This is a genomic window from Microbacterium resistens, from assembly GCF_021172025.1.
GTDB lineage: Bacteria > Actinomycetota > Actinomycetes > Actinomycetales > Microbacteriaceae > Microbacterium > Microbacterium resistens.
The window spans coordinates 3372180-3395927 of record NZ_CP082781.1; the positions used below are offsets into that span (position 1 = coordinate 3372180).

The 23748-nt window shown below is 72.4% G+C and carries 23 protein-coding genes; 17 read left to right on the plus strand and 6 right to left on the minus strand.

The annotated features are described in order from the left end of the window. The first annotated feature begins 48 nt into the window (after positions 1 to 48). The 3 genes from K8F61_RS15945 to K8F61_RS15955 are packed head-to-tail and all read left to right on the plus strand — an operon-like array spanning position 49 to position 3213. Positions 49 to 1218 carry an acyl-CoA dehydrogenase family protein gene (locus tag K8F61_RS15945; RefSeq protein WP_067242400.1) on the plus strand — a complete coding sequence of 390 codons (1170 nt, stop codon included), beginning with the start codon at positions 49 to 51 and terminating at the stop codon, positions 1216 to 1218. Beyond that, positions 1215 to 2024, plus strand: a complete 810-nt coding sequence (locus K8F61_RS15950; protein ID WP_067242397.1) for an SDR family oxidoreductase — start codon at positions 1215 to 1217, stop codon at positions 2022 to 2024. Before K8F61_RS15945 ends, K8F61_RS15950 begins: the two co-directional genes overlap by 4 nt. 37 nt (positions 2025 to 2061) lie before the next feature. Then, positions 2062 to 3213 (plus strand): acetyl-CoA C-acetyltransferase, encoded by a 1152-nt coding sequence (locus tag K8F61_RS15955; protein WP_231819823.1) that lies wholly within the window; start codon positions 2062 to 2064, stop codon positions 3211 to 3213. A gap of 65 nt (positions 3214 to 3278) precedes the next feature. Here K8F61_RS15955 and K8F61_RS15960 read toward each other — a convergent pair whose 3' ends face one another. From K8F61_RS15960 to K8F61_RS15975, 4 genes are read right to left on the minus strand one after another with little or no spacing between them, the layout of a single operon-like run. Further along, positions 3279 to 4349 carry an NAD(P)H-dependent flavin oxidoreductase gene (locus K8F61_RS15960; RefSeq protein ID WP_231819824.1) on the minus strand — a complete coding sequence of 357 codons (1071 nt, stop codon included), beginning with the start codon at positions 4347 to 4349 and terminating at the stop codon, positions 3279 to 3281. Continuing rightward, positions 4346 to 5095 carry a CoA-transferase gene (locus tag K8F61_RS15965; protein WP_231819825.1) on the minus strand — a complete coding sequence of 250 codons (750 nt, stop codon included), beginning with the start codon at positions 5093 to 5095 and terminating at the stop codon, positions 4346 to 4348. The genes K8F61_RS15960 and K8F61_RS15965 overlap by 4 nt, the downstream gene beginning before the upstream one ends. Continuing rightward, positions 5092 to 5955, minus strand: coding sequence for a CoA transferase subunit A (locus tag K8F61_RS15970; RefSeq protein ID WP_231819826.1), 864 nt, complete (start codon positions 5953 to 5955; stop codon positions 5092 to 5094). Before K8F61_RS15970 ends, K8F61_RS15965 begins: the two co-directional genes overlap by 4 nt. Continuing rightward, positions 5952 to 6710, minus strand: a complete 759-nt coding sequence (locus tag K8F61_RS15975; RefSeq protein WP_067242386.1) for an enoyl-CoA hydratase family protein — start codon at positions 6708 to 6710, stop codon at positions 5952 to 5954. The genes K8F61_RS15970 and K8F61_RS15975 overlap by 4 nt, the downstream gene beginning before the upstream one ends. A gap of 119 nt (positions 6711 to 6829) precedes the next feature. Between K8F61_RS15975 and K8F61_RS15980 the strand changes: the two genes are divergently transcribed. The 8 genes from K8F61_RS15980 to pntB all read left to right on the plus strand — a co-directional run bounded on the left by K8F61_RS15980 (position 6830) and on the right by pntB (position 16135). Continuing rightward, on the plus strand, positions 6830 to 7732 hold the full coding sequence (locus K8F61_RS15980; RefSeq protein ID WP_231819827.1) for an SDR family oxidoreductase: 903 nt from the start codon (positions 6830 to 6832) through the stop codon (positions 7730 to 7732). Then, positions 7729 to 8550 carry a MaoC/PaaZ C-terminal domain-containing protein gene (locus K8F61_RS15985; protein WP_231819828.1) on the plus strand — a complete coding sequence of 274 codons (822 nt, stop codon included), beginning with the start codon at positions 7729 to 7731 and terminating at the stop codon, positions 8548 to 8550. Before K8F61_RS15980 ends, K8F61_RS15985 begins: the two co-directional genes overlap by 4 nt. Continuing rightward, on the plus strand, positions 8547 to 9512 hold the full coding sequence (locus tag K8F61_RS15990) for an NAD-dependent epimerase/dehydratase family protein (protein ID WP_231819829.1): 966 nt from the start codon (positions 8547 to 8549) through the stop codon (positions 9510 to 9512). The genes K8F61_RS15985 and K8F61_RS15990 overlap by 4 nt, the downstream gene beginning before the upstream one ends. 10 nt (positions 9513 to 9522) lie before the next feature. Further along, the gene (locus K8F61_RS15995) at positions 9523 to 10299 is read left to right on the plus strand and encodes an electron transfer flavoprotein subunit beta/FixA family protein (RefSeq protein WP_231819830.1); all 777 of its coding nucleotides are present in this window, start codon (positions 9523 to 9525) and stop codon (positions 10297 to 10299) included. A gap of 1 nt (position 10300) precedes the next feature. Further along, a complete protein-coding gene (locus K8F61_RS16000) occupies positions 10301 to 11275 on the plus strand; it encodes an electron transfer flavoprotein subunit alpha/FixB family protein (RefSeq protein ID WP_219087104.1) in 975 nt (324 codons plus the stop codon). Between the two features lie 6 nt (positions 11276 to 11281). Continuing rightward, positions 11282 to 12925, plus strand: a complete 1644-nt coding sequence (locus K8F61_RS16005; protein WP_231819831.1) for a cytochrome b/b6 domain-containing protein — start codon at positions 11282 to 11284, stop codon at positions 12923 to 12925. 271 nt (positions 12926 to 13196) lie between these two features. Next, positions 13197 to 14738, plus strand: coding sequence for a Re/Si-specific NAD(P)(+) transhydrogenase subunit alpha (locus K8F61_RS16010; protein WP_231819832.1), 1542 nt, complete (start codon positions 13197 to 13199; stop codon positions 14736 to 14738). Beyond that, complete coding sequence (gene pntB, locus K8F61_RS16015) at positions 14735 to 16135, plus strand: Re/Si-specific NAD(P)(+) transhydrogenase subunit beta (RefSeq protein WP_231819833.1); 1401 nt, start codon at positions 14735 to 14737, stop codon at positions 16133 to 16135. The genes K8F61_RS16010 and pntB overlap by 4 nt, the downstream gene beginning before the upstream one ends. A 109-nt stretch (positions 16136 to 16244) precedes the next feature. Here the strand turns inward: pntB and K8F61_RS16020 are convergent, their stop codons facing one another. Both K8F61_RS16020 and K8F61_RS16025 read right to left on the minus strand, forming a co-directional pair. Further along, on the minus strand, positions 16245 to 16751 hold the full coding sequence (locus tag K8F61_RS16020; RefSeq protein WP_219085770.1) for a GNAT family N-acetyltransferase: 507 nt from the start codon (positions 16749 to 16751) through the stop codon (positions 16245 to 16247). A gap of 91 nt (positions 16752 to 16842) precedes the next feature. Then, positions 16843 to 17748 (minus strand): LysR family transcriptional regulator, encoded by a 906-nt coding sequence (locus K8F61_RS16025; protein WP_067248837.1) that lies wholly within the window; start codon positions 17746 to 17748, stop codon positions 16843 to 16845. Positions 17749 to 17860: 112 nt separating this feature from the next. Between K8F61_RS16025 and K8F61_RS16030 the strand changes: the two genes are divergently transcribed. The 6 genes from K8F61_RS16030 (at position 17861) to K8F61_RS16055 (ending at position 23661) form a co-directional block, all read left to right on the plus strand. Next, positions 17861 to 19204, plus strand: coding sequence for an MFS transporter (locus K8F61_RS16030; RefSeq protein WP_217996237.1), 1344 nt, complete (start codon positions 17861 to 17863; stop codon positions 19202 to 19204). An 88-nt stretch (positions 19205 to 19292) separates the two neighbouring features. After that, positions 19293 to 20213, plus strand: a complete 921-nt coding sequence (locus K8F61_RS16035) for a carbon-nitrogen hydrolase family protein (RefSeq protein WP_067248841.1) — start codon at positions 19293 to 19295, stop codon at positions 20211 to 20213. Between the two features lie 28 nt (positions 20214 to 20241). Continuing rightward, positions 20242 to 21141, plus strand: a complete 900-nt coding sequence (locus K8F61_RS16040; RefSeq protein ID WP_231819834.1) for an NAD(P)-dependent oxidoreductase — start codon at positions 20242 to 20244, stop codon at positions 21139 to 21141. Further along, positions 21138 to 21590: a carboxymuconolactone decarboxylase family protein gene (locus tag K8F61_RS16045; protein WP_231819835.1), complete on the plus strand. Its 453-nt coding sequence runs from the start codon at positions 21138 to 21140 to the stop codon at positions 21588 to 21590. Before K8F61_RS16040 ends, K8F61_RS16045 begins: the two co-directional genes overlap by 4 nt. A 29-nt stretch (positions 21591 to 21619) precedes the next feature. After that, entirely contained in the window at positions 21620 to 22420 is an 801-nt protein-coding gene (locus tag K8F61_RS16050; protein WP_231819836.1) for an N-acyl homoserine lactonase family protein, read from the plus strand. After that, the gene (locus K8F61_RS16055; RefSeq protein WP_231819837.1) at positions 22417 to 23661 is read left to right on the plus strand and encodes an alpha/beta fold hydrolase; all 1245 of its coding nucleotides are present in this window, start codon (positions 22417 to 22419) and stop codon (positions 23659 to 23661) included. Before K8F61_RS16050 ends, K8F61_RS16055 begins: the two co-directional genes overlap by 4 nt. The last annotated feature ends 87 nt before the right edge of the window (positions 23662 to 23748 follow it).

Here is a 23748-nt window from a genome sequence, read left to right on the forward strand (position 1 = left end):
ACGGGAACACCGTGCCGCTGGCCACGACGTCTCGATGAGGAGGACAGGGTGGATGGGACAGACACCGCGCAGGACGCGGAGTTCCGGGCCGAGATCCGAGGATGGCTCGAGGAGAACCTGACCGGACGCTTCGCCGACCTGCGCGGTCGCGGCGGATCCGGCCGCGAGCACGAGATGTTCGAGGAGCGGCTGGAGTGGAACCGGCACATGGCGGCGGCCGGGTGGACCTGCGTCGGCTGGCCGGTCGAGCACGGCGGACGCGGGCTGAGCCTCGCCCAGCAGGTCATCTTCCATGAGGAGTACGCGCGCTCGAACGCGCCGGCCCGGGTGAACCACCTCGGCGAGGAGCTGCTCGGCCCCACGCTCATCGCGCACGGCACACCGGAGCAGCAGGCCCGGTTCCTGCCGAGGATCGTCGCCGTCGAGGAGCTGTGGTGCCAGGGGTACTCCGAGCCGGGCGCCGGCTCCGACCTCGCGGCGGTCTCGACGCGCGCCGTGCGGGACGGGGACCGCTGGGTCGTCAACGGGCAGAAGGTGTGGACGTCGCTCGCGCAGCACGCGCAGTGGTGCTTCGTCATCGCCCGGACCGAGGCGGGGTCGTCCCGCCACCGGGGGCTGTCCTATCTGCTCGTCCCCATGGACCAGCCCGGTGTCGACGTGCGCCCGATCCTGCAGCTCACCGGCACCAGCGAGTTCAACGAGGTCTTCTTCGACGACGCCGTCACGGAGGCGGGCCTCGTCGTCGGTGCCGAGGGCGAGGGGTTCGCCGTCGCGATGTCCACGCTCGGATTCGAGCGCGGCGTGTCCACGCTCGCGCAGCAGATCGCCTTCCGCCGCGAGTTCGACGAGGTCGTCGCGCTCGCCGAGCGCAACGGCGCCGGGAACGACCCTCTGCTGCGCGACCGCCTGGTCCAGGCCCGGATGGGCCTGGAGGTCATCCGCCTCCATGCCCTCCGCACCCTCGGGGGAGAACAGGGGCACGACGCGTCCGTGACGAAGCTCCTGTGGTCGGGCTGGCATCGCGCGCTGGGGGAGCTCGCGATGGCCGTCGCCGGCCCCGACGCCCTCACCGTCTCCGAGCCGCCCTACGCCCTGGACGATCTGCAGACCCTCTTCCTGTTCAGCCGCGCCGACACCATCTACGGCGGGTCCGACGAGATCCAGCGCAATGTCATCGCCGAGCGCGTGCTCGGCCTTCCCCGAGAGGCACGACCATGAGCAGCATCCCGCACCGTCCCGTCACGAGCGCGCCGGAGTACGTCCCCGGCCACGGTCTCCTCGAAGGACGACGGGTCGTCGTCACCGCCGCGGCGGGTGCGGGCATCGGCTCCGCGACCGCGATCCGGTGCCTGGAGGAGGGGGCCGCGCTCGTCGTGCTGGGCGACACCCACGCCGGGCGGCTGGAGGAGGCCCGCGTCGAGCTCGGCGCCCGGTTCGGCGAGGAGCGCGTGCGCACGGTGCCCTGCGACGTCACCGACGAGGAGCAGATCGCGGACCTCTTGGACGCGGCGGAGGAGGGCGGGCCCCTCGACGTCCTCATCAACAACGCCGGGCTCGGCGGCTCCGTCTCGATCCTCGACATGACCGACGAGCAGTGGTCACGGGTCCTGGACATCAGTCTCACCGGCACGTTCCGCTGCATCCGGGCGGCCGGACGCCGCATGGTCGCGGCCGGAACGCAGGGCGTCATCGTGAACAACGCCTCGGTGATCGGCTGGCGGGCTCAGCAGGACCAGGCCCACTACGCCGCGGCCAAGGCCGGGGTCATGGCGCTCACCCGCTCGGCCGCGATGGATCTCGCCGCCCACGGCATCCGCGTCAACGCCGTCTCCCCGAGCCTGGCCATGCACCCCTTCCTGGAGAAGGTGACCACCCCCGAGCACCTGGAGGCGCTGAAGGCGCGGGAGGCCTTCGGGCGCGCCGCGGAGCCGTGGGAGGTGGCCAACGTGATGGTCTTCCTCGCCAGCGACTACTCCTCCTACATGACCGGCGAGGTCGTGTCCGTCTCCAGTCAGCACGCCTGACCGCCGTCCCCCGTCCGTCCATCACGAAGGATCCCCCATGAGCACTGCCTACATCGTCGACGCGGTCCGCACCCCCGTCGGCAAGCGCGGCGGCGCGCTCGCCGGCGTGCACTCCGCCGATCTCGGCGCCCACGCCATCGGTGCGCTCGTCGAACGCACCGGGATCGACCCGGGGGCGGTCGACGACGTCATCATGGGCTGCACCGACACCCTCGGCTCCCAGGCCGGCAACGTCGCCCGGACGGCATGGCTCGTCGCGGGGCTCCCCGACCACGTCCCGGGCGTGACGGTCGACCGGCAGTGCGGGTCGAGCCAGCAGGCCATCCACTTCGCCGCCCAGGCGGTGATGAGCGGCACGAACGACCTCGTCGTCGCCGGGGGCCTGCAGAACATGTCGGCGATCCCCATCTCCGCCGCGATGGCCGCCGGCGCCGCCTACGGCTTCACGACGCCGTTCGCCGAGTCCCCCGGCTGGCGGGCGCGGTACGGCGACCAGGAGGTCTCGCAGTTCCGCGCGGCCGAGATGATCGCCGCGCACTGGGGGATCACGCGCGAGCGGATGGAGGAGTTCGCGCTCGCGAGCCACCACCGCGCGATCGCCGCGATCGACGACGGACGCTTCGTCGGCGAGATCGCGCCCCTCGACGGGATCGCCACGGACGAGGGCCCCCGGCGGGAGACCTCGCTCGAGCGCATGGCCGCGCTCCCCACGCTCGTCGACGGCGGCCGGATCACGGCGGCCGTGGCGTCGCAGATCTCCGACGCGGCCGCGGCGGTCCTCATCGCCTCCGAGCAGGCGGTCGCGGACCACGGGCTCACGCCGCGCGCGCGGATCCATCACCTGTCCGTGCGCGGCGCGGATCCGGTGTGGATGCTGACGGCCCCGATCCCGGCGACACGGTATGCGCTGGAGCGCGCCGGGATGACCGTGGACGACATCGACCTGTTCGAGACGAACGAGGCCTTCGCGTCGGTCGTGCTCGCCTGGATGGACGAACTGAAGGTCGACCACGGCAGGGTCAACGTCAACGGCGGAGGCATCGCTCTCGGCCACCCGATCGGCGCGACCGGCGCGCGTCTGATGACCACGCTGCTGAACGAGCTCGAGCGCACCGGCGGGCGCTACGGCCTGCAGACGATGTGCGAGGGCGGCGGCGTCGCCAACGTGACGATCATCGAGCGCCTCTGAGCCGTCGAGTGGTCAGTTTTTGTGGGTTCACGGCCGCGGAACCCACAAAAACTGACCACTCGACGTCAGAGGAGGCGGGCGGCGGCGGCGCGGAGGTGGGCGGCGGCGTCGCGGACGACCCGGTCGACGAGCTCCTCGCAGCTCGGCAGGTCGTCGATCAGGCCGACGACCTGCCCCGAGGCGAGCATGCCCGCTCCGGTGTCGCCGTCGACGAGCCCGGCCTTGAGCAGCATCGGCGTGTTCGCCGCCTGCGTCATCTGCGCCCACGACCGCCCGGTCGCCTTCTTCATGGAGAGCGCGTCCTTCGCCAGGCCCAGCCAGCTCAGGCCGGACATCCGCTTGAACTCGAGCGACCGGCGCAGGGTCGGCAGCAGTCGGCCGATCGCACCCGTGCGCTCGAGCCCCTCGACGTACTCCGTGCGCAGGAGCCGGTGCGGCATCCCGTCGGCCCTGGTCGTCACGACCGTCCCGTCCAGTCCGAACTCCAGATAGCGCCGCTTGATCGCCTCGGGCACGGCGCTGTCGCTCGTCAGCAGGAAGCGCGTCCCCATGCCGACGCCGACGGCGCCGTAGGCGAGCGCCGCAGCGAGGCCCCGCCCGTCGTGGAATCCGCCTGCGGCGATCACCGGGATGTCGACCGCCGAGACCACGGAGGGCAGCAGCAGCGAGGTGGGCACGGCGCCGGTGTGCCCGCCGCCCTCCCCGCCTTGGACCATCACGGCGTCCGCGCCCCACGACGCCACCTTCTCGGCGTGACGCACGGCGCCGATCGACGGGATCACGACGATGCCGTGGTCCTTCAGCTTCGCGATGAGCTCCCGGCGCGGCGCGAGCGCGAAGCTCGCCACCGCGACCCCGTGCCGGATGAGGAGGTCGATGCGCTCCTCGGCGTACCCGGCGTCCGCGCGCAGATTCACCCCGAAGGGACGGTCGGTGCGCTCCTTCACCTCCCGGATCGCCCGCTCCAGCTCGTCGAAGGACATGGTCGCCGAGGCGAGGATGCCCAGCGCACCCGCTCGCGCTGTCGCGCTGACCAGGCGCGCCCCCGCCACCCAGCCCATGCCGGTCTGCACGATCGGGTGGTCGACGCCGGTGAGCCGGGTGAGCGCGGTGGAGATCATCGGGGGAGTGCTCATGGGGAGGGGACCTCTCTGTCTCTGAGGCGTCGGGGATCGAGGCGTTCGCGGATGAGCCGGAGCTCCTCGGCGTCGGGCACGCGGGTGGTTCCGGCGTCGTCCGGAACGTGGAGGGGGAAGCCGGTGGCCGCCTTCACCTCGGCGACGGTCACGCCGGGGTGCACGCTGACCAGCGCCAGGGAGTCTCCGGGGCCGGAGAAGTCCAGCACGGCGAGGTCGGTCACCACGCGCCGGACGTCGTGGAAGCGGTCGGAGCCCTCGGCCACGGCCCGGGCGCGCCCGACGCCGGTGACGACGTCGACGGCAGGGACGAAGACCCGCGGGGCATGCCGCGCGATCCAGTAGCTGGTGGCGTGGTTGGCGGTGTTCGTCGCCGCCGCGCGGGCGCCGAGGAGCTGCCGGACGGGCCGGTCGCGCTCCCCGATCGCGGAGAGGTTCTGATTCCCGAACCGGTCGAGCTGGGCGGCGCCCATGATGACGTGGCGTCGTCCTCGGGCGATGAGCTCGAACAGCTCCCGGTACGGCAGCGGGGCCTCGGGCTCGCGGAAGGGCTCGTCGATCGCGGGGGTGTCGGCGTAGAGGGTGGCCTCGCCGTCGCTGAGCAGCAGCCGGGGTGCATGGGTGAGGCGGGCCAGGCGCGTGCCGATGGTCGGGATGACGCCGGTGGGGCTGGCCAGGATCGCCCCGGCGCCGCGGAGCAGGTCGCTGCACGCTGCGACGGCGACCTCGGCCCGCGAGGCGTTCACGTCCGGGCCTCCGCGTGGAACCGCGCGACCTCGGCGCGATAGGTCGCCTCGTCGACGTCGACGAAGGACCGGCGGAAGTCGTCCCACGCCTCGGGCGAGGCGGCCGCGGCGACGTACGCGCCCTGCAGGGCCTCGTCGCGCGGGGCGAACGGCGGGTGCGCGGTGAACCCGGCGCCCCCGGGGCACGGAACGACCCGATCGATCTCGGTGCGGTTCAGGACGGTGGCGGTGTGCCCGGCGCCGGTCAGCAGCGCGGACGTCGACACGACCTCCTCCACCGAGGCGACCGTGCGGGCGGCCGCGCGGGCGAAGAGGTCGTCGAAGTGCGCGTCCGGGCCGAGAACCACGGCGGTGCCGTGCTCGTCCGCCCGATCCAGGTGCACCAGAGCCAGATCGAGCGGCACCGCGGGCATGGCGACGAGGACCTCCCCGTCGGCGTAGGGCGAGGTGATCGTGCGGATGTCGGGGTTCCGGAGCACGGCGTCGGATCCGGCGCCGGCCCGCGTCGCCTCGAACGGGAGACGGCGCGAGGCCGCGCGGAGCCCGGCGACGAGCATCCCCTCGTCCAGCTCGACGCTGCGGACCTCTCCGCGCTGCCGACGCGCGGCGAAGTACGGGTCGATGGCGACGGTGTCCAGGGAGACGAAGCCGTGGACGACGGTCGAGGCCTGCCCGGTGGCGCAGAGGATCCCGACGTCCGGTCCGCCGAAGCTCACGATCGTCAGATCCCGGACGCCGGATCGGACCACGGCACGGACCAGCGCCATCGGCTTGCGGCGCGATCCCCAGCCGCCGATCCCGATCGTCATCCCGTCGCGCAGGAGCGCGGCGACGTCGTCGAGGGCGAAGAGGGCGTTCACGTCTCCAGCGGCCCGCCTGTCGCGACGAACTCGTCGCGGTGCTCGTCGGCGACGCCCGCCAGGTTGAGCTCGAAGGTGAATCCCTGCTCGAAGCGGTAGCTGCGGTTCGGGTCGATCGGGTCGATGCCGTTGAGCGCCTCCTTCGCGGCGCGGATGACGCGAGGGTCCTTGGCGGCGATCTCGTCGGCGAAGGCGACCGCCTGGGCGTCGAGCTCCTCGCGGGGCACGACGGCGGTCACGGTGCCGAACGCGGCGAGCTCCTTCGCCGTCACGGTGCGGCTGGTGTAGTACATCGCCCGGAGCATGTGGTGCGGGACCAGGCGCGCGAGGTGCGTCGCCGCGCCCAGGGCGCCGCGGTCGACCTCGGGAACGCCGAAGTAGGCGTCGTCCGCGGCGATGATCACGTCGCTGTTGCCCACGAGGCCCACGCCGCCGCCCAGGCAGAAGCCGTTGACCGCCGAGACGACGGGGACGCGGCACTCGTAGATGGCCTTGAACGCCTCGTAGCAGCCGCGGTTCGCGCCGAGGATCCCGCGGAAGCCCTCGATCCGCTGCATCTCCTTGATGTCGACGCCGGCGTTGAAGCCGCGGCCCTCGGCCCGGAGGACCACGACCCGCGTGCGGTCGTCCTCGGACGCCTCCCGCAGGGCGGCGGCGACGTCGAACCACCCGGCGACGGGGAGGGCGTTGACCGGGGGATAGGCCATCGTGATGATGCGTACACCGTTGTCGCGCACCGTTGCGGAGAGTGTCATCCGGGTTCCTAACCTAACGTTTGCTCAACACCCTAACACTTGCTTGGTTGAGTGGGTAGTGTGGGTGCCGACCGACACCCACGGCGTCATCGACGCGGACTCGAAGGAGAGCAGCACCCATGACCGGAATCCTTGACGGACGCGTCGCGATCGTGACCGGGGCAGGACGCGGGATCGGGCGCGAGCACGCCCTGGAGCTCGCCCGGCAGGGGGCGAGAGTCGTCGTGAACGACCTCGGCACGGCCCTCGACGGCGACGGCGCCTCCTCAGGACCCGCGCAGGAGGTCGTCGACCTCATCCGGGCCGACGGCGGGGAGGCCGTCGTCAACGGCGCGGACGTCGCGGACTTCGCTCAGGCGAAGGGCCTCGTCGATCAGGCGATCGCCGACTTCGGGCGCCTCGACATCCTGGTCAACAACGCCGGCTTCGTCCGGGACCGCATGCTCGTCAACGCCGAGGAGAGCGAGTGGGACGCCGTGATCCGCGTCCACCTGAAGGGGCACTTCGCGCCGCTTCGCCACGCCGCCGCCCACTGGCGGACCGAGGCCAAGGAGGGGCGCATGCCGACGGCCCGCGTGATCAACACCTCCTCCGGCGCGGGGCTCCAGGGAAGCGTCGGGCAGGCGGCGTACTCGGCGGCCAAGGGCGGGATCGCGTCGCTGACCCTCGTGGCCGCGCACGAGCTCGCCCGTTACGGCGTGGGGGTCAACGCCCTCGCCCCCTCGGCCCGCACCCGCATGACGGAGGGCGCCTTCGCCGAGGCTATGGCGGCTCCGGCGGACGGCTTCGACCGGATGGACCCGGCCAACGTCTCGCCGGTCGTCGCCTGGCTCGCCAGCGCCGACTGCGACGTCACGGGACGGGTGATCGAGATCGAGGGCGGACGGATCTGCCTGGAGGACGGCTGGCGCCATGGCGCGTTCCGGGACGCGGGACGACGCTGGCGGGCCGAGGAGCTCGGCGAGGTCGTCCGTGCGCTCGTCGCCGAGGGCGCCGAGCCCGAGCCGGTGTACGGCGCATGAGTGCGGCGGAGGCGCCCGAGCGGGGGACCGTGCCCGCGGGGGACTGGGCGGGCCGGTCGCTCGGAGAGCGGACCGTCGGCTACGACGAGCGGGACGCGATCCTCTACGCCCTCGCCGTGGGCGCGCGGGCTGATCAGCTGGATCTGGTGTTCGAGGATCGGCTGCGGGTGCTCCCCACCTTCGGGCTCACTCTGGCGCAGTGGGCGCCGGACGTCCTGGCCGGCGAAGGGGCGTTCGACGCGCGGTCCGTGCACGGGGCGCAGAGCCTGGAGGTGCGGGGGGAGCTGCCGAGGGCGGGGGAGATCCGGCTTGCCGCGCGGGTCGGGGCGGTCTGGGACAAGGGCTCCGCCGCCGTGTTCGAGGTCATCGTGGAGAGCGATCTGTTCGCCGCGACGTGGTCGATCTTCGCCCCCGGCCGCGGCGGCTTCGGCGGCGACCGCGGACCCGGGCGCGAGGCTCCGCAGGAGCGCACATGGGCGCAGGAGCGGGTCGTCCGCACCTTCGCCGAGCAGGCCGCGCTCTACCGGCTGACCGGCGACCGGCACCACATCCACATCGATCCCGACGCCTCCGCGCGGATCGGGCAGCCCCGCCCGATCCTGCAGGGCCTGTGCACCCTCGCGACCGCGGCAGGGGCCCTCGCCGAGGCGCGTGGCGCCCATCCGGCGGACCTGCGCACGCTCTCCGGTCGCTTCAGCGGCCCGGTCGTCCCGGGCGACGCCCTCCTGCTGCGGGACGCGGGCGCCGCGGACGGCGCGTTCGAGGTCCTCCGCGACGCCGCGCCGGCGATCTCCGACGGCCGGGCGGTGTTCGCATGAGCCGGGTGCTCGTCGTCGGCGGGACGGGGATGATCGGCGGACGGATCGTCGCGGACCTCGCCGCCGACGGGGACGAGGTCGCCGTGCTGTCGCGGACGGCCTCGGACCCGGTGCCGGGCGAGGCGGGGCCGCGCCTCGTCGGCGACTACACCGCACGGGCGGGGGAGCCGGGGGCCGTGGGCGCCCGGGAGCTGGAGGGCTTCGATGCCGTGGTCTTCGCCGCGGGCAACGACATCCGGCACGTGCGGGCCGAGCACGAGGACGAGGCGTTCTGGGAGCGGACGCAGAGCACGGGGGTGCCCGCGTTCGCGGCGACCGCCAAGGCTGCGGGCGTCCGACGTCTCGTGCAGATCGGGAGCTACTATCACCAGCTGCACCCGGAGTGGGCCGATCGGATCCCGTACGTCCGTGCGCGCAGGCTCGCGGACGAGCGCACGCGGGCGCTGTCCGGGGACGGGTTCGCGGCGATCACCGTCAACCCGCCGTCGATCGTCGGGATGCGGACCGGACGCGACGTGCGCGGGTACGCGCGCATGGTCGCCTGGGTGCGCGGCGAGCGGCCCGAGCCGCCGCTGTTCGCGCCTCCCGGCGGCACGAACTACATGTCGCTGCGCTCGTTGTCCCAGGCCGTGCGCGGCGCGCTGGCGCACGGCGAGCCCGGCACGGCCTACCTCGTCGGCGACGAGAACCACACCTACCGCGACTACTTCCAGCTCCTCGCCGATGCCGCCGGAAGCGATCGGGTGATCGAGGAGCGGGACGAGGAGCACCCCTTCCAGCCGGATCGGTTCATCGTCCAGGGACGCGGCGCGGTCATCGCGTACGAACCCGATCCGGCGAAGGTGCGGCTGCTCGGATACGGCCGCGACGACGTGGCCCCGGCCCTGCGCGAGATCGTGCGGGCGGTGGACGAGGCGGCGTCGGGGGCGGACCCCCGCCCGGATAGAATCGAGAAGGCGTGAGGAGCAATCGATGAAGATCTTCGTCCTGGTGAAAGAGGTCCCCGACACGTACGGGGACCGCAAGCTGGATCTGACCACCGGCCTGGCCGATCGGGCCGCCGGTGACGTGGTGCTGGATGAGATCACCGAGCGCGCGCTCGAGGTCGCCCTGTCCTACGCCGACGCGAACGCGGGCACCGAGGTCGTCGCCGTGTCGATGGCGCCGGAGTCCGCGACGGCCTCCGTGCGCCGGGCCTTGGCCATGGGCGCGGGATCCGCCGTGCACGTCGTCGACGAGCAGCTGCGGGGCGCCGACCTGGGCGTGACCGCCGCGGTCCTGGCGGAGGTCGTGCGCCGCGGCGAGCCGGACCTCGTCCTCACCGGCAACCTCTCCACGGACGGCTCGGGCGGGGTGCTCCCGGCGATGCTGGCCGAGCACCTCGGCTTCGCGCAGCTGACCGCCCTGAGCGCGGTGACGATCTCCGCGGACGCCGTCAGCGGCACCCGCGTGACGGACTACGGCGCACAGGAGGTCTCCGCGCAGCTGCCCGCGGTCGTCTCGATCACCGAAGCGCTGCCGGACGCGCGCTTCCCGAACTTCAAGGGCATCATGGCGGCCAAGAAGAAGCCGCTGGAGGTGCTGAGCCTCGCCGACCTGGGCGTGAGCGTCGATCCGGCCGAGGCCCCGCAGACGATCATGACCGCGGTCGCCGAGAAGCCGCCGCGGGCGGCCGGTGTGAAGATCACGGACGAGGGCGACGCCGCCGCGCAGCTGGTGGAGTTCCTCGCGCAGAACAGGCTGGTGTGACATGGGATACCCCGAGAACGCGATCCTCGTCCTCGTCGACGTGACCCCCGCGGGCGAAGCGGCGCCGAGCACCGCGGCCCTGCTGGGCGCGGCGTCGACGCTCGGCGCGCCCGTCGCCCTCGTCGCGGCACCGGCCGGCACCGCACAGGCGGCCGTCGAGGCCGCGGCGGCCGCCGGTGCCGAGGTGGTGCTGACGGCGGACGCCGACGCCGCCGCGCTGACCGTCCCGGTCGTCGACGCCCTGCAGGCCGCCTATGCGGCCGTGCGCCCCGACGCGGTCCTCGTGTCGAACTCGATCGCGGGGCGCGACGTCGCCGGCCGTCTCGCCGTCCGCGAGCGCCTGGCCCTCTCCGTCGACGCGATCGGCGTCTCGCGCGACGACCAGGGCGTCGTCGCGCACCACTCGGTGTACGGCGGGGCGTTCCTCGTCGACTCCGCGCCGACTTTCGGCACCCCGGTCATCACGATCCGCCAGGGGGCCGTGGACGCCAGGGCCGAGGCGAAGCAGGCGCGCGTCGAGGCCCTCGACGTCACCCCGTCCGCCTCTCCCGCCGCGTCGGCGGGGGAGATCCAGGCGGTCGAGGCGACGTCCTCGCGCCCGGAGCTGCGCGGGGCGAAGGTCGTGGTCTCGGGCGGGCGCGGACTCGGGTCCAAGGAGGCGTTCTCGCTCGTGGAGGAGCTCGCCGACGAGCTCGGCGGAGCGGTCGGCGCCTCCCGTGCGGCCGTCGACGCCGGGTACATCCCCTACGCCCACCAGGTCGGGCAGACCGGCGTCTCGGTCTCCCCGCAGCTCTACATCGCCCTGGGGATCTCCGGCGCGATCCAGCACCGAGCGGGCATGCAGACGGCCAAGACGATCGTCGCGATCAACAAGGACCCCGAGTCCCCGATCTTCGACGTCGCCGACTTCGGCATCGTCGGCGACCTCTTCACGGTCGTCCCGCAGGTGATCGAGGCGCTGCGGGCGCGGAAGTAGGCCGCCATGGCGACGATGCGCAGAGGCCTGCCCCGCACCGCAGGCGGCGATCCGTGGCCCCCCGAGGGCGCCGCGCCCGACGCCGCCGTCGACGAGCCCATCGCGGAGGAGTCACCCGCCGAGCCGCCGACGCCCGACGTGCCGACGGCGGACACGGCGCCGGGGACCGATGCGGCCCTCGCCGCCGAGACCGCTCCGCCGCCCGCCGCCGAGGCGCGGGACCTGCCCGCGCCGACGCCGGCGACGCACGGCGCCGGACGCCTGCGCCGAGGACTGCCCCGGGTGGCGGGCGGAGATCCCTGGCCGCCGTCCGGCACCGTCCCCGCCCCCGCGTCCGCTGCGGCCGGGAGCACGGCGACGACCGGTGCGGTCGTGCCGTCCGCCGCTGCGGTCGACGCCGAGGCGCCCGCGGTCCCGCGACCCGAGCCCGCGTCCGCCCCCGCGGTCGCGGCACCCGCTGCGTCGGCCGCGCCCGTCCCGTCGCGGGAGGGCGCCGCGCTGCGCCGGGGGCTGCCCCGTGTCGACGGCGGCGAGCCCTGGCCGCCCGCAGGGACCGCCGCCGCGCGGGCGCAGGCCGCGTCGACGGCTGAGCCGGCGGACGCCGCCGAGACGCCCGCCGCGGCCGCCCCGGTCGCGGCATCCATGGCGCCGGCTTCCTCCGTCCCCGACGTCTCGACCCCGCTGCCGTTCCGCCGCACGGCGTGGCACGGCACGGCGCCGCGCGGTCCGGTCCCCGCCGAGGAGCAGTCGGGTCGGCGTCGGCCCACCTGGCCCCAGGTCCTCGCGGGCCTGCTGGGCGCGGCAGGGCTGGCACTGCTGGCCGGCGCCGCCGTCGTGTTCGTCCGCGCGCTGCTGAGCATGCCGTTCATGCAGGACTTCCTCGCCGCCTTCCCCGGCGAGTACGAGCCGGGCATCCCGGTCGAGCCGGGCTTCGCCCCCTGGATCGGCTGGCAGCACTTCTTCAACATGTTCCTGATGGTCCTGATCATCCGATCCGGGCTCCGGGTGCGCACCGAGAAGCGCCCCACGGCGTTCTGGTCGCCGAGGAACGACCCGAAGGGCAAGATCAGCCTGACCCTGTGGCTGCACCAGGCTCTCGATGTGCTCTGGCTCGTCAACGGCGTGATCTTCGTCGTGCTGCTGATCGTCACGGGCCATTGGGTGCGGATCGTGCCCACGAGCTGGGAGGTCTTCCCGAACGCGCTGTCGTCGGCGCTGCAGTACGTGTCGCTCGACTGGCCGCACGAGAACGGCTGGAACAACTACAACGCACTGCAGCAGCTCGCCTACTTCGCCACCGTCTTCCTCGCCGCCCCGCTCGCCGCGATCACGGGCTTCCGGATGTCGGGGATGTGGCCCAAGCAGGCCGAGGGGCTGTCGAAGGCGTACCCGGTCGAGTGGGCCCGCGCCGTGCACTTCCCGGTGATGCTGTACTTCGTCGGCTTCATCGTCGTGCACGTGGCGCTCGTGCTGCTGACGGGGATGCTCCGCAACCTCAACCACATGTTCGCGTCGCAGGACGCGGTGACGTGGACCGGGTTCTGGGTGTTCCTCGCCTCGCTGGTCGTCATCGCGATCGGCTGGTTCGCCGCGAGGCCGCTGGTCGTCGCTCCCGTCGCGAAGGTGTTCGGCAGCGTCAGCGGCCGCTGACGCCCGGGCACCACGCCGGTTCGGGGACGGCACGGGCATCCGCCGTCCCCGGAGCCGGGCGCCGTTTCGGGCCCGGCCCGGCGCCGTCGCGTCCGCGTGCCGCACGCGTGACGTAACAATCGAAAGAACCCGGAAAATTACGCGAAGGTATACCGGTATGGACTGCGGATCCTTCCGGCGCCTTCAGTAGCCTTGACCGGTCATCAGGCGTCCGCACCCCGATACGGGCGCCGCGAGCCCGACGAAGTCGTCGGACGGAAGGATCTCGAGCGTGCAGATCGGAATCGTGAAGGAAGGGCCGGAGGAGGCGCGCGTCGCCGCGACCCCGGCGACGGTGGCGACACTCCGCCGGCTGGGATACGACGTGGTCGTCGAGGCCGGGGCGGGCGAGCGCTCGTCCGCTCCGGACGCGGAATACCGCGAGGCGGGGGCCGCGATCGTGCCGGCCGCCGAGGCGTGGGCGTCCGACGTGGTGCTGAAGATCGCGGCGCCGACCGCCGCCGAGATCGATGCGCTGGCGGACGGGGCGACGCTCGTCGCGCTGCTGTCTCCGGCTCTGCGTCCCGACCTCCTCGAGGCGCTGGCGCAGCGCGGCATCACCGCGCTCGCTCTCGACGCGGTGCCGCGCATCTCCCGCGCGCAGTCGATGGACGTGCTCAGCTCCATGGCGAACATCGCCGGGTACCGCGCCGTCGTCGAGGCCGCCCACGAGTTCGGCCGGTTCTTCACCGGCCAGGTCACCGCGGCGGGCAAGGTCCCGCCGGCCAAGGTGCTCGTCGCCGGTGCGGGCGTCGCGGGCCTCGCCGCGATCGGCGCCGCCTCCAGCCTCGGCGCGATCGTCCGCGCGACCGATCCCCGCCCCGAGGTCGCGGACCAGGTGAGCTCGATCGGCGGCACCTACCTCGCCGTCGACGTCGAGGTGGAGAAGTCGACCGACGGCTACGCCAAGGCCACGAGCGAGGACTACGACCGTCGCGCCGCCGAGATCTACACCGAGCAGGCCGCGGACGTCGACATCATCATCACCACCGCGCTCATCCCCGGCCGCCCTGCCCCGCGACTCATCACCGCGGCGGACGTGGCCAGGATGCGTCCCGGCAGCGTGATCGTCGACATGGCGGCGGCGCAGGGCGGCAACGTCGAGGGCTCCGTCGCGGGAGAACGCGTCGTCACGGACAACGGCGTGGTCATCCTCGGCTACACCGACCTCGCCTCCCGCCTGTCCGCCCAGGCGTCGCAGCTCTACGGGACGAACGTCGCCAATCTCGTGGCCCTGCTCACGCCGGGCAAGGACGGCGTCCTGACGATCGACGTCGACGACATCGTGCAGCGCTCCGTCACCGTCGTGCACGATGGCGCGGTCACGTGGCCGCCGCCGCCCGTGCAGGTCGCCGCCGCCCCCGCCGCCGCGGCACCCGCGGTCGTCGAGGCGCAGCCGCAGCCGGAGCGGAAGCGGATGTCCGCGGGTCGGAGGATCGGGCTCATCGTCCTCGGGATCGCCGCGCTGTTCGCCGTCAACGCGGTCGCCCCGGCTCCGCTCCCGCAGCACTTCACCGTGCTCGTGCTCTCCGTGGTCATCGGGTTCTACGTGATCGGGAAGGTGCACCACGCGCTGCACACCCCGCTCATGTCCGTCACGAACGCCATCAGCGGCGTCATCGTGGTCGGCGCGATGCTGCAGATCATGAACCCGGACCCGGTCGTCCAGGTCCTCGCCGCGATCGCCGTGCTGGTGGCCAGCATCAACATCTTCGGAGGCTTCGCGGTCACCCGCCGAATGCTCGCCATGTTCACGAAGGGCGGCGAGAAGTGACCGTCGACGCGCTCGCCGGCGCGGCCTACATCGTCGCCGCGCTGCTGTTCATCCTGAGCCTTGCCGGGCTCAGCCGCCACGAGTCCGCCCGCGCCGGCGTCGCCTACGGCATCTCGGGCATGACGATCGCCCTGGTCGCGACCCTCGCGCTCTCCGTCGCGGGAGGATGGGGCGGGCCGGGAGCCACGCTCGGACTCGTGCTCATGATCGGCGCGGTGGCCGTGGGCGCCGCGATCGGCCTGTGGCGCGCCCGCGTCGTCGAGATGACCGGGATGCCGGAGCTCATCGCGCTGCTGCACAGCTTCGTCGGTCTCGCGGCCGTGATCGTCGGCTGGAACGGCTACCTCTCGCACGGCGAGATCGCGCCCGAGCTGGCCGGCATCCACAACGCCGAGGTCTTCATCGGCGTGTTCATCGGCGGCGTGACGTTCACCGGATCCATCGTCGCGAACCTGAAGCTCTCCGCCCGGATCTCCTCGAAGCCGCTGATGCTCCCGGGGAAGAACGTCCTCAACGTCCTCGCTCTCGTCGCCTTCCTGGCGCTGACCGTGTGGTTCGTGATCGACCAGCAGCTGTGGCTGCTCATCGCGGTCACGCTGCTGTCCTTCGCACTGGGCTGGCACCTCGTCGCCTCCATCGGCGGCGGCGACATGCCCGTGGTCGTGTCGATGCTCAACAGCTACTCCGGCTGGGCGGCCGCGGCTGCGGGCTTCCTCCTGAACAACGACCTCCTCATCGTGACGGGCGCGCTGGTCGGATCCTCCGGTGCCTATCTGTCCTACATCATGTGCAAGGCGATGAACCGGTCGTTCCTGTCGGTGATCGCCGGCGGGTTCGGGATCGCCGCGCCGACCGCGGGCGAGGAGGAGCAGGGCGAGCACCGCGAGATCACGGCGGAGTCCGCGGCGGAGCTGCTCGGCTCGGCGCAGACGGTCGTCATCACGCCCGGGTACGGCATGGCTGTCGCGAAGGCGCAGTACCCGGTGGCGGACCTCGTGGCCAAGCTCCGCGAGAGGGGGGTGGACGTCCGGTTCGGGATCCACCCGGTCGCCGGGCGCCTGCCGGGGCACATGAACGTGCTGCTGGCCGAGGCCAAGGTCCCCTACGACATCGTGCTCAGCATGGAGGAGATCAACGACGACCTGGCCGCGACGTCGGTCGTGCTGGTGATCGGCGCCAACGACACGGTCAACCCGGCGGCCGCGGAGGATCCGGGCAGCCCGATCGCCGGCATGCCGGTGCTGCGCGTGTGGGAGGCGGAGAACGTCATCGTGTTCAAGCGCTCGATGGCCGCGGGCTACGCGGGCGTGCAGAACCCGCTGTTCTTCCGCGAGAACGCGCAGATGCTCTTCGGCGACGCGAAGGAGCGGGTCGAGGACATCATCCGCGCGCTCTGACGGGCGGAGGCGACCCCGCCGAAACCCCCTCCCGACGTCGACACCCCCTCTGAGATACGGATCTCAGAGGGGGTGCGGGCGTGCAGAGGGGGTTTCGTGCTGCGAGGGATCAGCGCACGAAGCGGACCTCGGTCAGCGTCTCGCCGAGGAACGGCTCGGTGTGCGTCGCGCCGTCCAGGGCGAAGCCGTTGCGCGTGTAGAAGCGGTGCGCACGCGGGTTGTCCTCCGCCACCCAGAGGTACAGCGGCTCGTCCTTCTCCACCGCCGCGTCGAACAGGCGCTGGCCGATGCCGGTGCCGTGCCAGTTGTCGAGCAGGTAGATGAAGTACAGCTCGCGGCCGCGAGGGGCGTCCTTGTCCCGGGCGGGACCGGAGCCGACGAAGCCGACGATCTCGCCGTTGACGAGGGCGGCGCGCATGAGGAACTCGGGGCCCTGGACGGCCCAGTGGGTCCACAGCTCGGCGAGGCGCTTGGGGGAGACGTTCTCCAGAGCGGCCTTGCTGATCAGGTGGTCGTAGGTCTCGTGCCAGCACTGCGCGTGCACGCGACCGAGGGCTTCGGCGTCCACATCTCGGACGGGCCGGACGATGACATCAGGCTGGGCTTCGGCGCTCATGCCGCGACTCTACGCGGGCGATCCGCAGAGTGGAAATCGAGCGGCCGCTCAGTGACGACGCGCGACGCCGGGGCCGTCGGGACGCGCGTCGTCACAGCGATCGCGCCTGCACGAACGAGGCGCAGAGGCGGCGGATCCAATGGTTCTCGATCAGGCCGTCGACCTCGGTGCGCCAGAGCGCGGAGATCTGGAACCGGGGCATCTGGATCGGGACGGGCGAGGCGCGCAGGTCGAGCATCTCGGCGATGCGCAGCGCCACGTGCTCGGGGATCGTCGCGATCACCGGGAGGTCCAGGAGGATCGCACCCAGGCCGCTGAAGTGGCTGATGGTGCAGAGCGTGTTGCGCTTGTGGCCCATGGCGGCGAGCACGTCGTCCACCCACCCGCGCTGCAGGTCGTACGAGACCCGCACGTGCCGCGTCTCGATGTACTCGCGCTCGGTCAGCGGATCGGACAGAGACAGCAGCCGCGGGTTGTAGAGGCACCGGTAGTCGCCCGAGAACAGCGGCTCGGACTGGAAGTCGGAGGCCGCGTGCGCGGGGGTGGTGGTGAGCACGAGGTCGATGAGCGGGTTGTCCAGCGTCTCCCGCCAGAGGTGACTATTCGTCTGGTGAATGGCGAAGTTCACGCCCCAGTTGTGATCCACCTTCTGCCGAGCCACCCACGGCCCGAAGAGCATCTCGATGTCGTCGGACATCGCCAGATGGAAGGTCCGCGAGCTCTGCCACGGCTCGAACTCGACGTCCTCGAGGATCACGGAGGCGATCGTGCTGAGGCTCGGCCCGATGCTCAACGACAGGGAAAGAGCCTTCGCGGTGGGCGTCATCCCGGCGCGCGTCCGCTCGAACAGCGGATCGTCGAAGAGCTTGCGCAGTCGCCCCAGCGCGGCGCTCACCGCGCTCTGCGAGAGGTTCAGCTTGTAGCCGGCGCGCGTGACGCTCCCCTCCTGCATGAGGGCCTGGAAGACCACGAGGAGGTTCAGATCGACCTGGTGCAAAGCAATTCTGTTGATACCGCACATGATAAACATCTGTTTGACTGCTGATCAAGATCCTCGGAGAGTGGCGGAAGACCCGAACTCCCCCACCCGTGACCGAAGGAGATCACGCATGGATGACACCCGCACGGCGCCGGGACCCGACGCGCCCGCCTCGTCCGACACCGCACTGCTCCTCACCCTCAGCCGCCAGGACCGCACCAAGCGCATGGTGGCGGTCGGCATCGGCAACTTCATGGAGTGGTTCGACTTCGCGATCTACGGCTACTTCGCCGCCATCATCGGCGCGCAGTTCTTCCCGTCCGGCAATCCCACGGCGGAGATGCTGTCCTCCCTCGCGGTGTTCGCGGTCGGGTTCATCTCGCGTCCGTTCGGCGCGCTGATCCTCGGCCCGCTGGGCGACCGGCTCGGGCGGCGGACGGTGCTCATCATCACGGTGCTCGGGATGGGGATCATCACGGCGCTGATCGGTCTGACGCCGTCGTTCGCGACCATCGGGATCGCGGCGCCGATCATCATCGTGATCCTCCGCCTCCTGCAGGGCGGCTTCGCCGGCAGCGAGTGGACGAGCGCGGCCGCCTACATCGGCGAGAGCGCGCCGAAGCACCGCCGCGCCGTCTACGCGAGCGTCGTGACGGGCACCGCGGGCCTGGCGTTCCTCGTCGGGACGCTCACCGCCGCCGTGCTCACGGCGGCCATGCCCGAGGACGCGCTGAACTCCTGGGGGTGGCGCCTGCCCTTCCTCGCCTCGTTCCTGATGGCCGTGGTCGCCATGTACATCCGCCGCAAGCTCGTGGACACCCCCGTGTTCGAGGAGCTGGAGCGCAAGCGCGCCGAGGGCTCGGTCGAGCACACCCCGGCGCGGGAGAAGGTGAAGGCGTTCGTGATGACGCTCGCGTTCGCCGGGATCTTCGGGGTCGCGCTGTACTACCTGATCACGTACATGAACAACTTCCTCTCGGGCGCGGTGGGGATGCCCCGTCTGGACGCGCTCGTCGTCTGCGGCATCGTCATGGCGATCTACGTCGCCTTCAACCCGCTCGTCGGGATCGCCGTCGACCGGCTCGGTCGTCGCCCGGTGCTGTTCACGGGCCTCATCGGCCTGATCGTCTGGAGCATCCCGGCGTTCCTGCTGATGAGCACGGGGAACCCGTGGCTCGCCGGCGTCGCGCTCGTGCCGTTCGCCCTGTTCGTGGCCTGCACGGCCGTCGTCAACAACGTGCTGCTGGTGGAGGTCTTCCCCGCCTCCATCCGTGCGACCGGATCCGCCATCGGGTACAACGTCGCCTACGCCCTGCTCGCCGGCCCGGGCCCTCTCATCGCCGCGGCCCTCGTGGCGGGGACGGGACTGCTCATCTCCCCGGCGTTCTACGTCGTGGCCGTCGCGGTCCTGGCGCTCGCGGTGCTGCTCCCCACCCTGCGGGAGACCAAGGGCATCGACATCTCCCGCGGCTGACCCGGCCGAGTCCCCCGGGAGCGGCCCGACCCGGCCGACCCCGATCCCCGATCGATCCCGATCCGTTCGACCCCGAGGAGGGCATGACATGCAGAAGGTGGCGGTGGTCCAGGCCGCGGCGATCCCGTTCGACGCCGAGGCGTCCGCGGCCAAGGCCGTGGGGCTGATGGCCGAGGCGGCGGCCGCGGGGGCGACCCTGGCGGTGTTCCCCGAGGCGTTCCTCGGCGGCTACCCCAAAGGGTCCGCCTTCGGGGCGCCGGTGGGGATCCGCACGCCGGAGGGGCGCGAGCAGTACCGGCGCTATGCGGACGCCGCCGTCGCGCTGGACGGGCCGGAGATCGTGCGACTGTGCGAGGCGTCCCGCGAGCACGGACTCGCGATCGTGATCGGCGTGATCGAGCGCGCCGGCGGGACGCTGTACTGCACCGCCGTCATGATCCACCCCGACGAGGGCGTCGCGGGCATCCACCGCAAGCTCATGCCGACGGGCGGCGAGCGAGTGGTCTGGGGGTTCGGCGATGGATCGACGCTGGACACCATGCAGACGAGCGCCGGGCGCGTGGGCACCGTCATCTGCTGGGAGAACTACATGCCGCTGCTGAGGCAGGCGATGTACGCGAAGGGCGTCGAGCTGTACTGCACCCCCACCGCGGACGACCGGCCCACCTGGGCGGCGACGGTCACGCACATCGCGCTGGAGGGACGCACGCACGTGCTGTCCGCCTGCCAGTTCCTCACGCGGGACGCGTTCCCGGACGACCACCCGTTCGACGAGGAGCCCCCCGGCGGCGACATCGTGATGCGCGGCGGCAGCATGATCGTCGCCCCCTCCGGCGCCGTGCTCGCGGGACCGGTGTTCGACGAGGAGGCGATCCTCTACGCCGAGATCGATCCCGCGGACAGGACGCGCGGGCACCTCGACTTCGACGCCGTAGGTCATTACGCGCGCCCGGACGTCTTCGAGCTGCGCGTGAACACCCGGGCGCAGCACGCCGTGAGCTTCGAGTGAGCCCGGCGCTCGGAGAGAGAGGAACCGCATGACGACCACGCTGTTCATCGGGCTGGGGAACATGGGCGCGCCCATGGCGATCCGGCACGCGAAGGCCTTTCCCACGACGGTGTTCGACCTGTCCGCCGAGGCGGTCGCGCACGTCGTCGCGGAGGGCGGGGCGACCGCGGTCGCCGACCCGGCGGACGCCGCGGCCGACGCCGGGACCGTGATCCTGATGCTCCCCGCGAGCCGGCACGTCGAGGCGGTGCTCACCGGGGAGGACGGCCTCCTGGGAAGGCTCGCGCCCGGAGCCCTCGTGATCGACATGGGCTCCAGCGAGCCGTCGAGCACGCGCGCGCTGGCGGAGGTCGCCGCCGAGCGGGGCATCGACTACGTCGACGCACCCGTCTCCGGCGGGGTGGCGAAGGCCGTGACGGGCGAGCTCGCGATCATGGCGGGAGGGGCCGCCGCGGCCGTCGAGCGCGCACGCCCGCATCTCGACGTGCTCGGGGCGAGCATCCGTCACGTCGGGCCCGCGGGATCCGGGGACGCGGCGAAGGCCCTGAACAACCTCGTCAGCGCGAGCAACATCGCCGTCGCCAGCGAGGCGCTCGCGATCGCCCGGCGTTTCGGCATCGAACCCGCGGTCATGACGGAGGTGCTCAACGCCGCGACCGGCCGGAGCCAGGCGAGCGAGGTGAAGTTCCCCGGGCACATCCTCCCCGGCACGTTCGCGAGCGGATTCGCCTACGACCTCATGCTCAAGGACATCGGGATCGCCATGAGCATCGCCGACGGGCTCGACACCCCCGTCGTGGACCGTGTGTCCGAGCGCCTGCGCGACGGCCGAGCGCAACTCGGCGACGCGCCCGACCACACCGAGATCGCCCGTCTGTACGGGCTGGGCGACGCCGACCCGACCGCACCGAAGGAGAACCGAGAATGACCGAGGCCCAGGACCTGTCGGCGAACGCCGCTCCGCAGACGGACGCCGACCCGCAGGCGTACATCGACGACATGGCCGCGAAGCGCGGCTACGTCCTCGACTACCACAAGGTGATGGCGAAGCAGGACTTCCCGGTCCTCCAGGCCGCGAACCACATGGTCTCCGCCGCGTACCTCGACCAGCGCACGCTGGACCGCCGCACCAAGGAGCTCATCTTCATCGTCTCGCTGACGGTGATGCGGGCCTCGAAGGGGCACATCCAGTCGCACATCCGCGTCGCCCTCGACCTCGGGCTCACCCCGACCGAGATCCTGGAGGCGATCGAGATCGCCCTTCCGGAGGCCGGGATCGTCGCCTTCCAGACGGGCTTCGACGCCTGGCGCGAGGTCGTCGGGGCGGAGGGCATCGAGCCGAGCGTCGCGGTGCACGAGGGCGGATCCGGATCCTGAGCGCGCGCGACGGTCAGGCGGAGGGATCGGTGTCCACGTCGTCGGCGCCATGGCAGGTGGTCGTCCTGAAGCACGGCACCCGGCTGACGACCCGCTCCGAGGCGTTCATGAACTACGCCTTCTACGGCGAGCCGGACGGTCCGCATCGGCTGGACTACTACCTGTGGGTGCTCCGCCGGGGTGAGGAGGCGGTGATCGTCGACACCGGGTACACCCGGGAGGAGGGGCTGCGCCGGGGGCGCGAGGTGCTCATCGACCCGGTCGACGCCCTGCGCGCGCTGGGTGTCGATCCCCTCGCCGGGCACCCCGTGGTCATCACGCACGCGCACTACGACCACATCGGCAACCTCGCCGCCTTCCCGAACTCGCCCGTGCACATCGCCCGCGCCGAGCACGAGTTCTGGACGGGGGCGATGGCGGAGAAGACGCTCTTCGCGCACTTCGGCGACCCCGGTGCGGCGGACGCCCTCGCCGGAGCCCGCCGCGAGGGACGACTACACGAGTTCGACGGGGACCACGAGATCGTTCCCGGCGTCGTCGTCTCCGTGGTGGGCGGGCACACGCCGGGACAGAGCATCGTCACCGTGCCGACGACCGACGGCGTCGTCGTCCTCGCCAGCGACGCCGTCCACTTCCACGAGGAGGTCGAGCGCGACATGCTGTTCCAGTCCATGACCGACCTCCCGCGGTCCTTCGACGCGCTGGAACGGCTGCGCGGGAGCGGAGCGACGCACATCGTGAGCGGGCACGACGCGGGGGAGCTGGAACGGCACGCGCCGCTCGGCGGGGCGCTGGCCGGCCTCGGGGCGACCATCGGGGAGCGGACGTGAAGGAGCGGATCCTGCGCGCGGTCGCCGTGCCGGAGGTCTCGCTCCTGCTGCCCGGCCGCGACGTGCTGTTCGGACTCGAGGGGGACGGCTGGGGGCTCCGCCTCCGCGCCGCCGCGGGCGCCCTCGCGCCCGAGGACGTCCCCTCGGGATCCGGCCCCGCCTTCTCGCTCCATGCGCCGGACGAGGTGTGGGCGGCGCTCCTGTCGGCATCGCCCGCGCCGGGAGAGCAGAGCGTCGTGCACCTCGTGCGGACGGGGCGGATCGTCCTCAGCGGGGACGCCGACGCGTACGCCCGCCACCTCACGCTCGTCCGGACGCTCCTCGACGCGGCGCGCGCCGGCGGCCTCGGCGACGCGTCGCCCGAGGCGCGGCCGTTCCGTCCGGCCCGGCCGCTGCGGGCACGGGGGGAGTACCGGCGCGTGTCCTCCGCACTGGGCACCGCCGACGTCCACGTGGAGAGGTGTGGCCGGGGGACCCCCGTCCTCGCGCTGGCCACGGCGGGAAGCGACACCACGCAGTGGCACGGGCTCATGACGGAGACGGACATCACCGACCGGTACGAGCTCGTCACCGTCGACCTCCCCTGGCACGGGCGCTCGAGTCCCGCCTTCGGCGTCCCGATCGGCGGATGGAGGCTCACGCCCGCGTCGTACACGGACTTCCTCGCCGCCGCCGCCGACGCGATCGGCCTGGACCGTCCGCTCCTGCTCGGCGCGTCCATGGCCGGCGCCGCCGTCGTGCACGCCGTGGCGACCCGCCCCGACCGGTTCGGCGGCGCGGTGTCCTGTCAGGCGGGCGTGCGCGTCCAGGGGCGCTCGGTGCCGCAGCTGCGGGCCCCGGACGTCGATCAGAGCACCTTCGTCCCCGAGTGGACGTACGGCCTGATGAACCCGGCCTCGCCGCCGGAGTTCCGCAAGCGCGTCTGGTGGGGGTACTCCTCGGGCGGATCCGGGCTCTATGCCGCCGACATCGACTCGTACCAGCAGTGGGACCTCGACGAGGTCGCGGACCTGCTGACGGCGGCGAGCCCGCACATCGCCGTCCTCAGCGGCCGCTACGACACCACGGTGCCGCCGGAGGCGTCCCGTGCGCTCGCCGCGACGATCCCGAACGCGTCGTTCCGGGAGATGCCCGAGCTCGGCCACTTCCCCCACGCCGAGGACCCCGCGGCCTTCGCCCGTCATCTGGAACCCGCGCTGGAACGGGTGCGCGACGCCGATCCGGTGCGCCGACGCCGCTGACCGCGGGCGCCTCCGAAGGGGGACCCGGGGAACTGTGCGGATCCCACAACGGATCGCGGCGATCGTGCCGCATCTGGCTAGGATCCC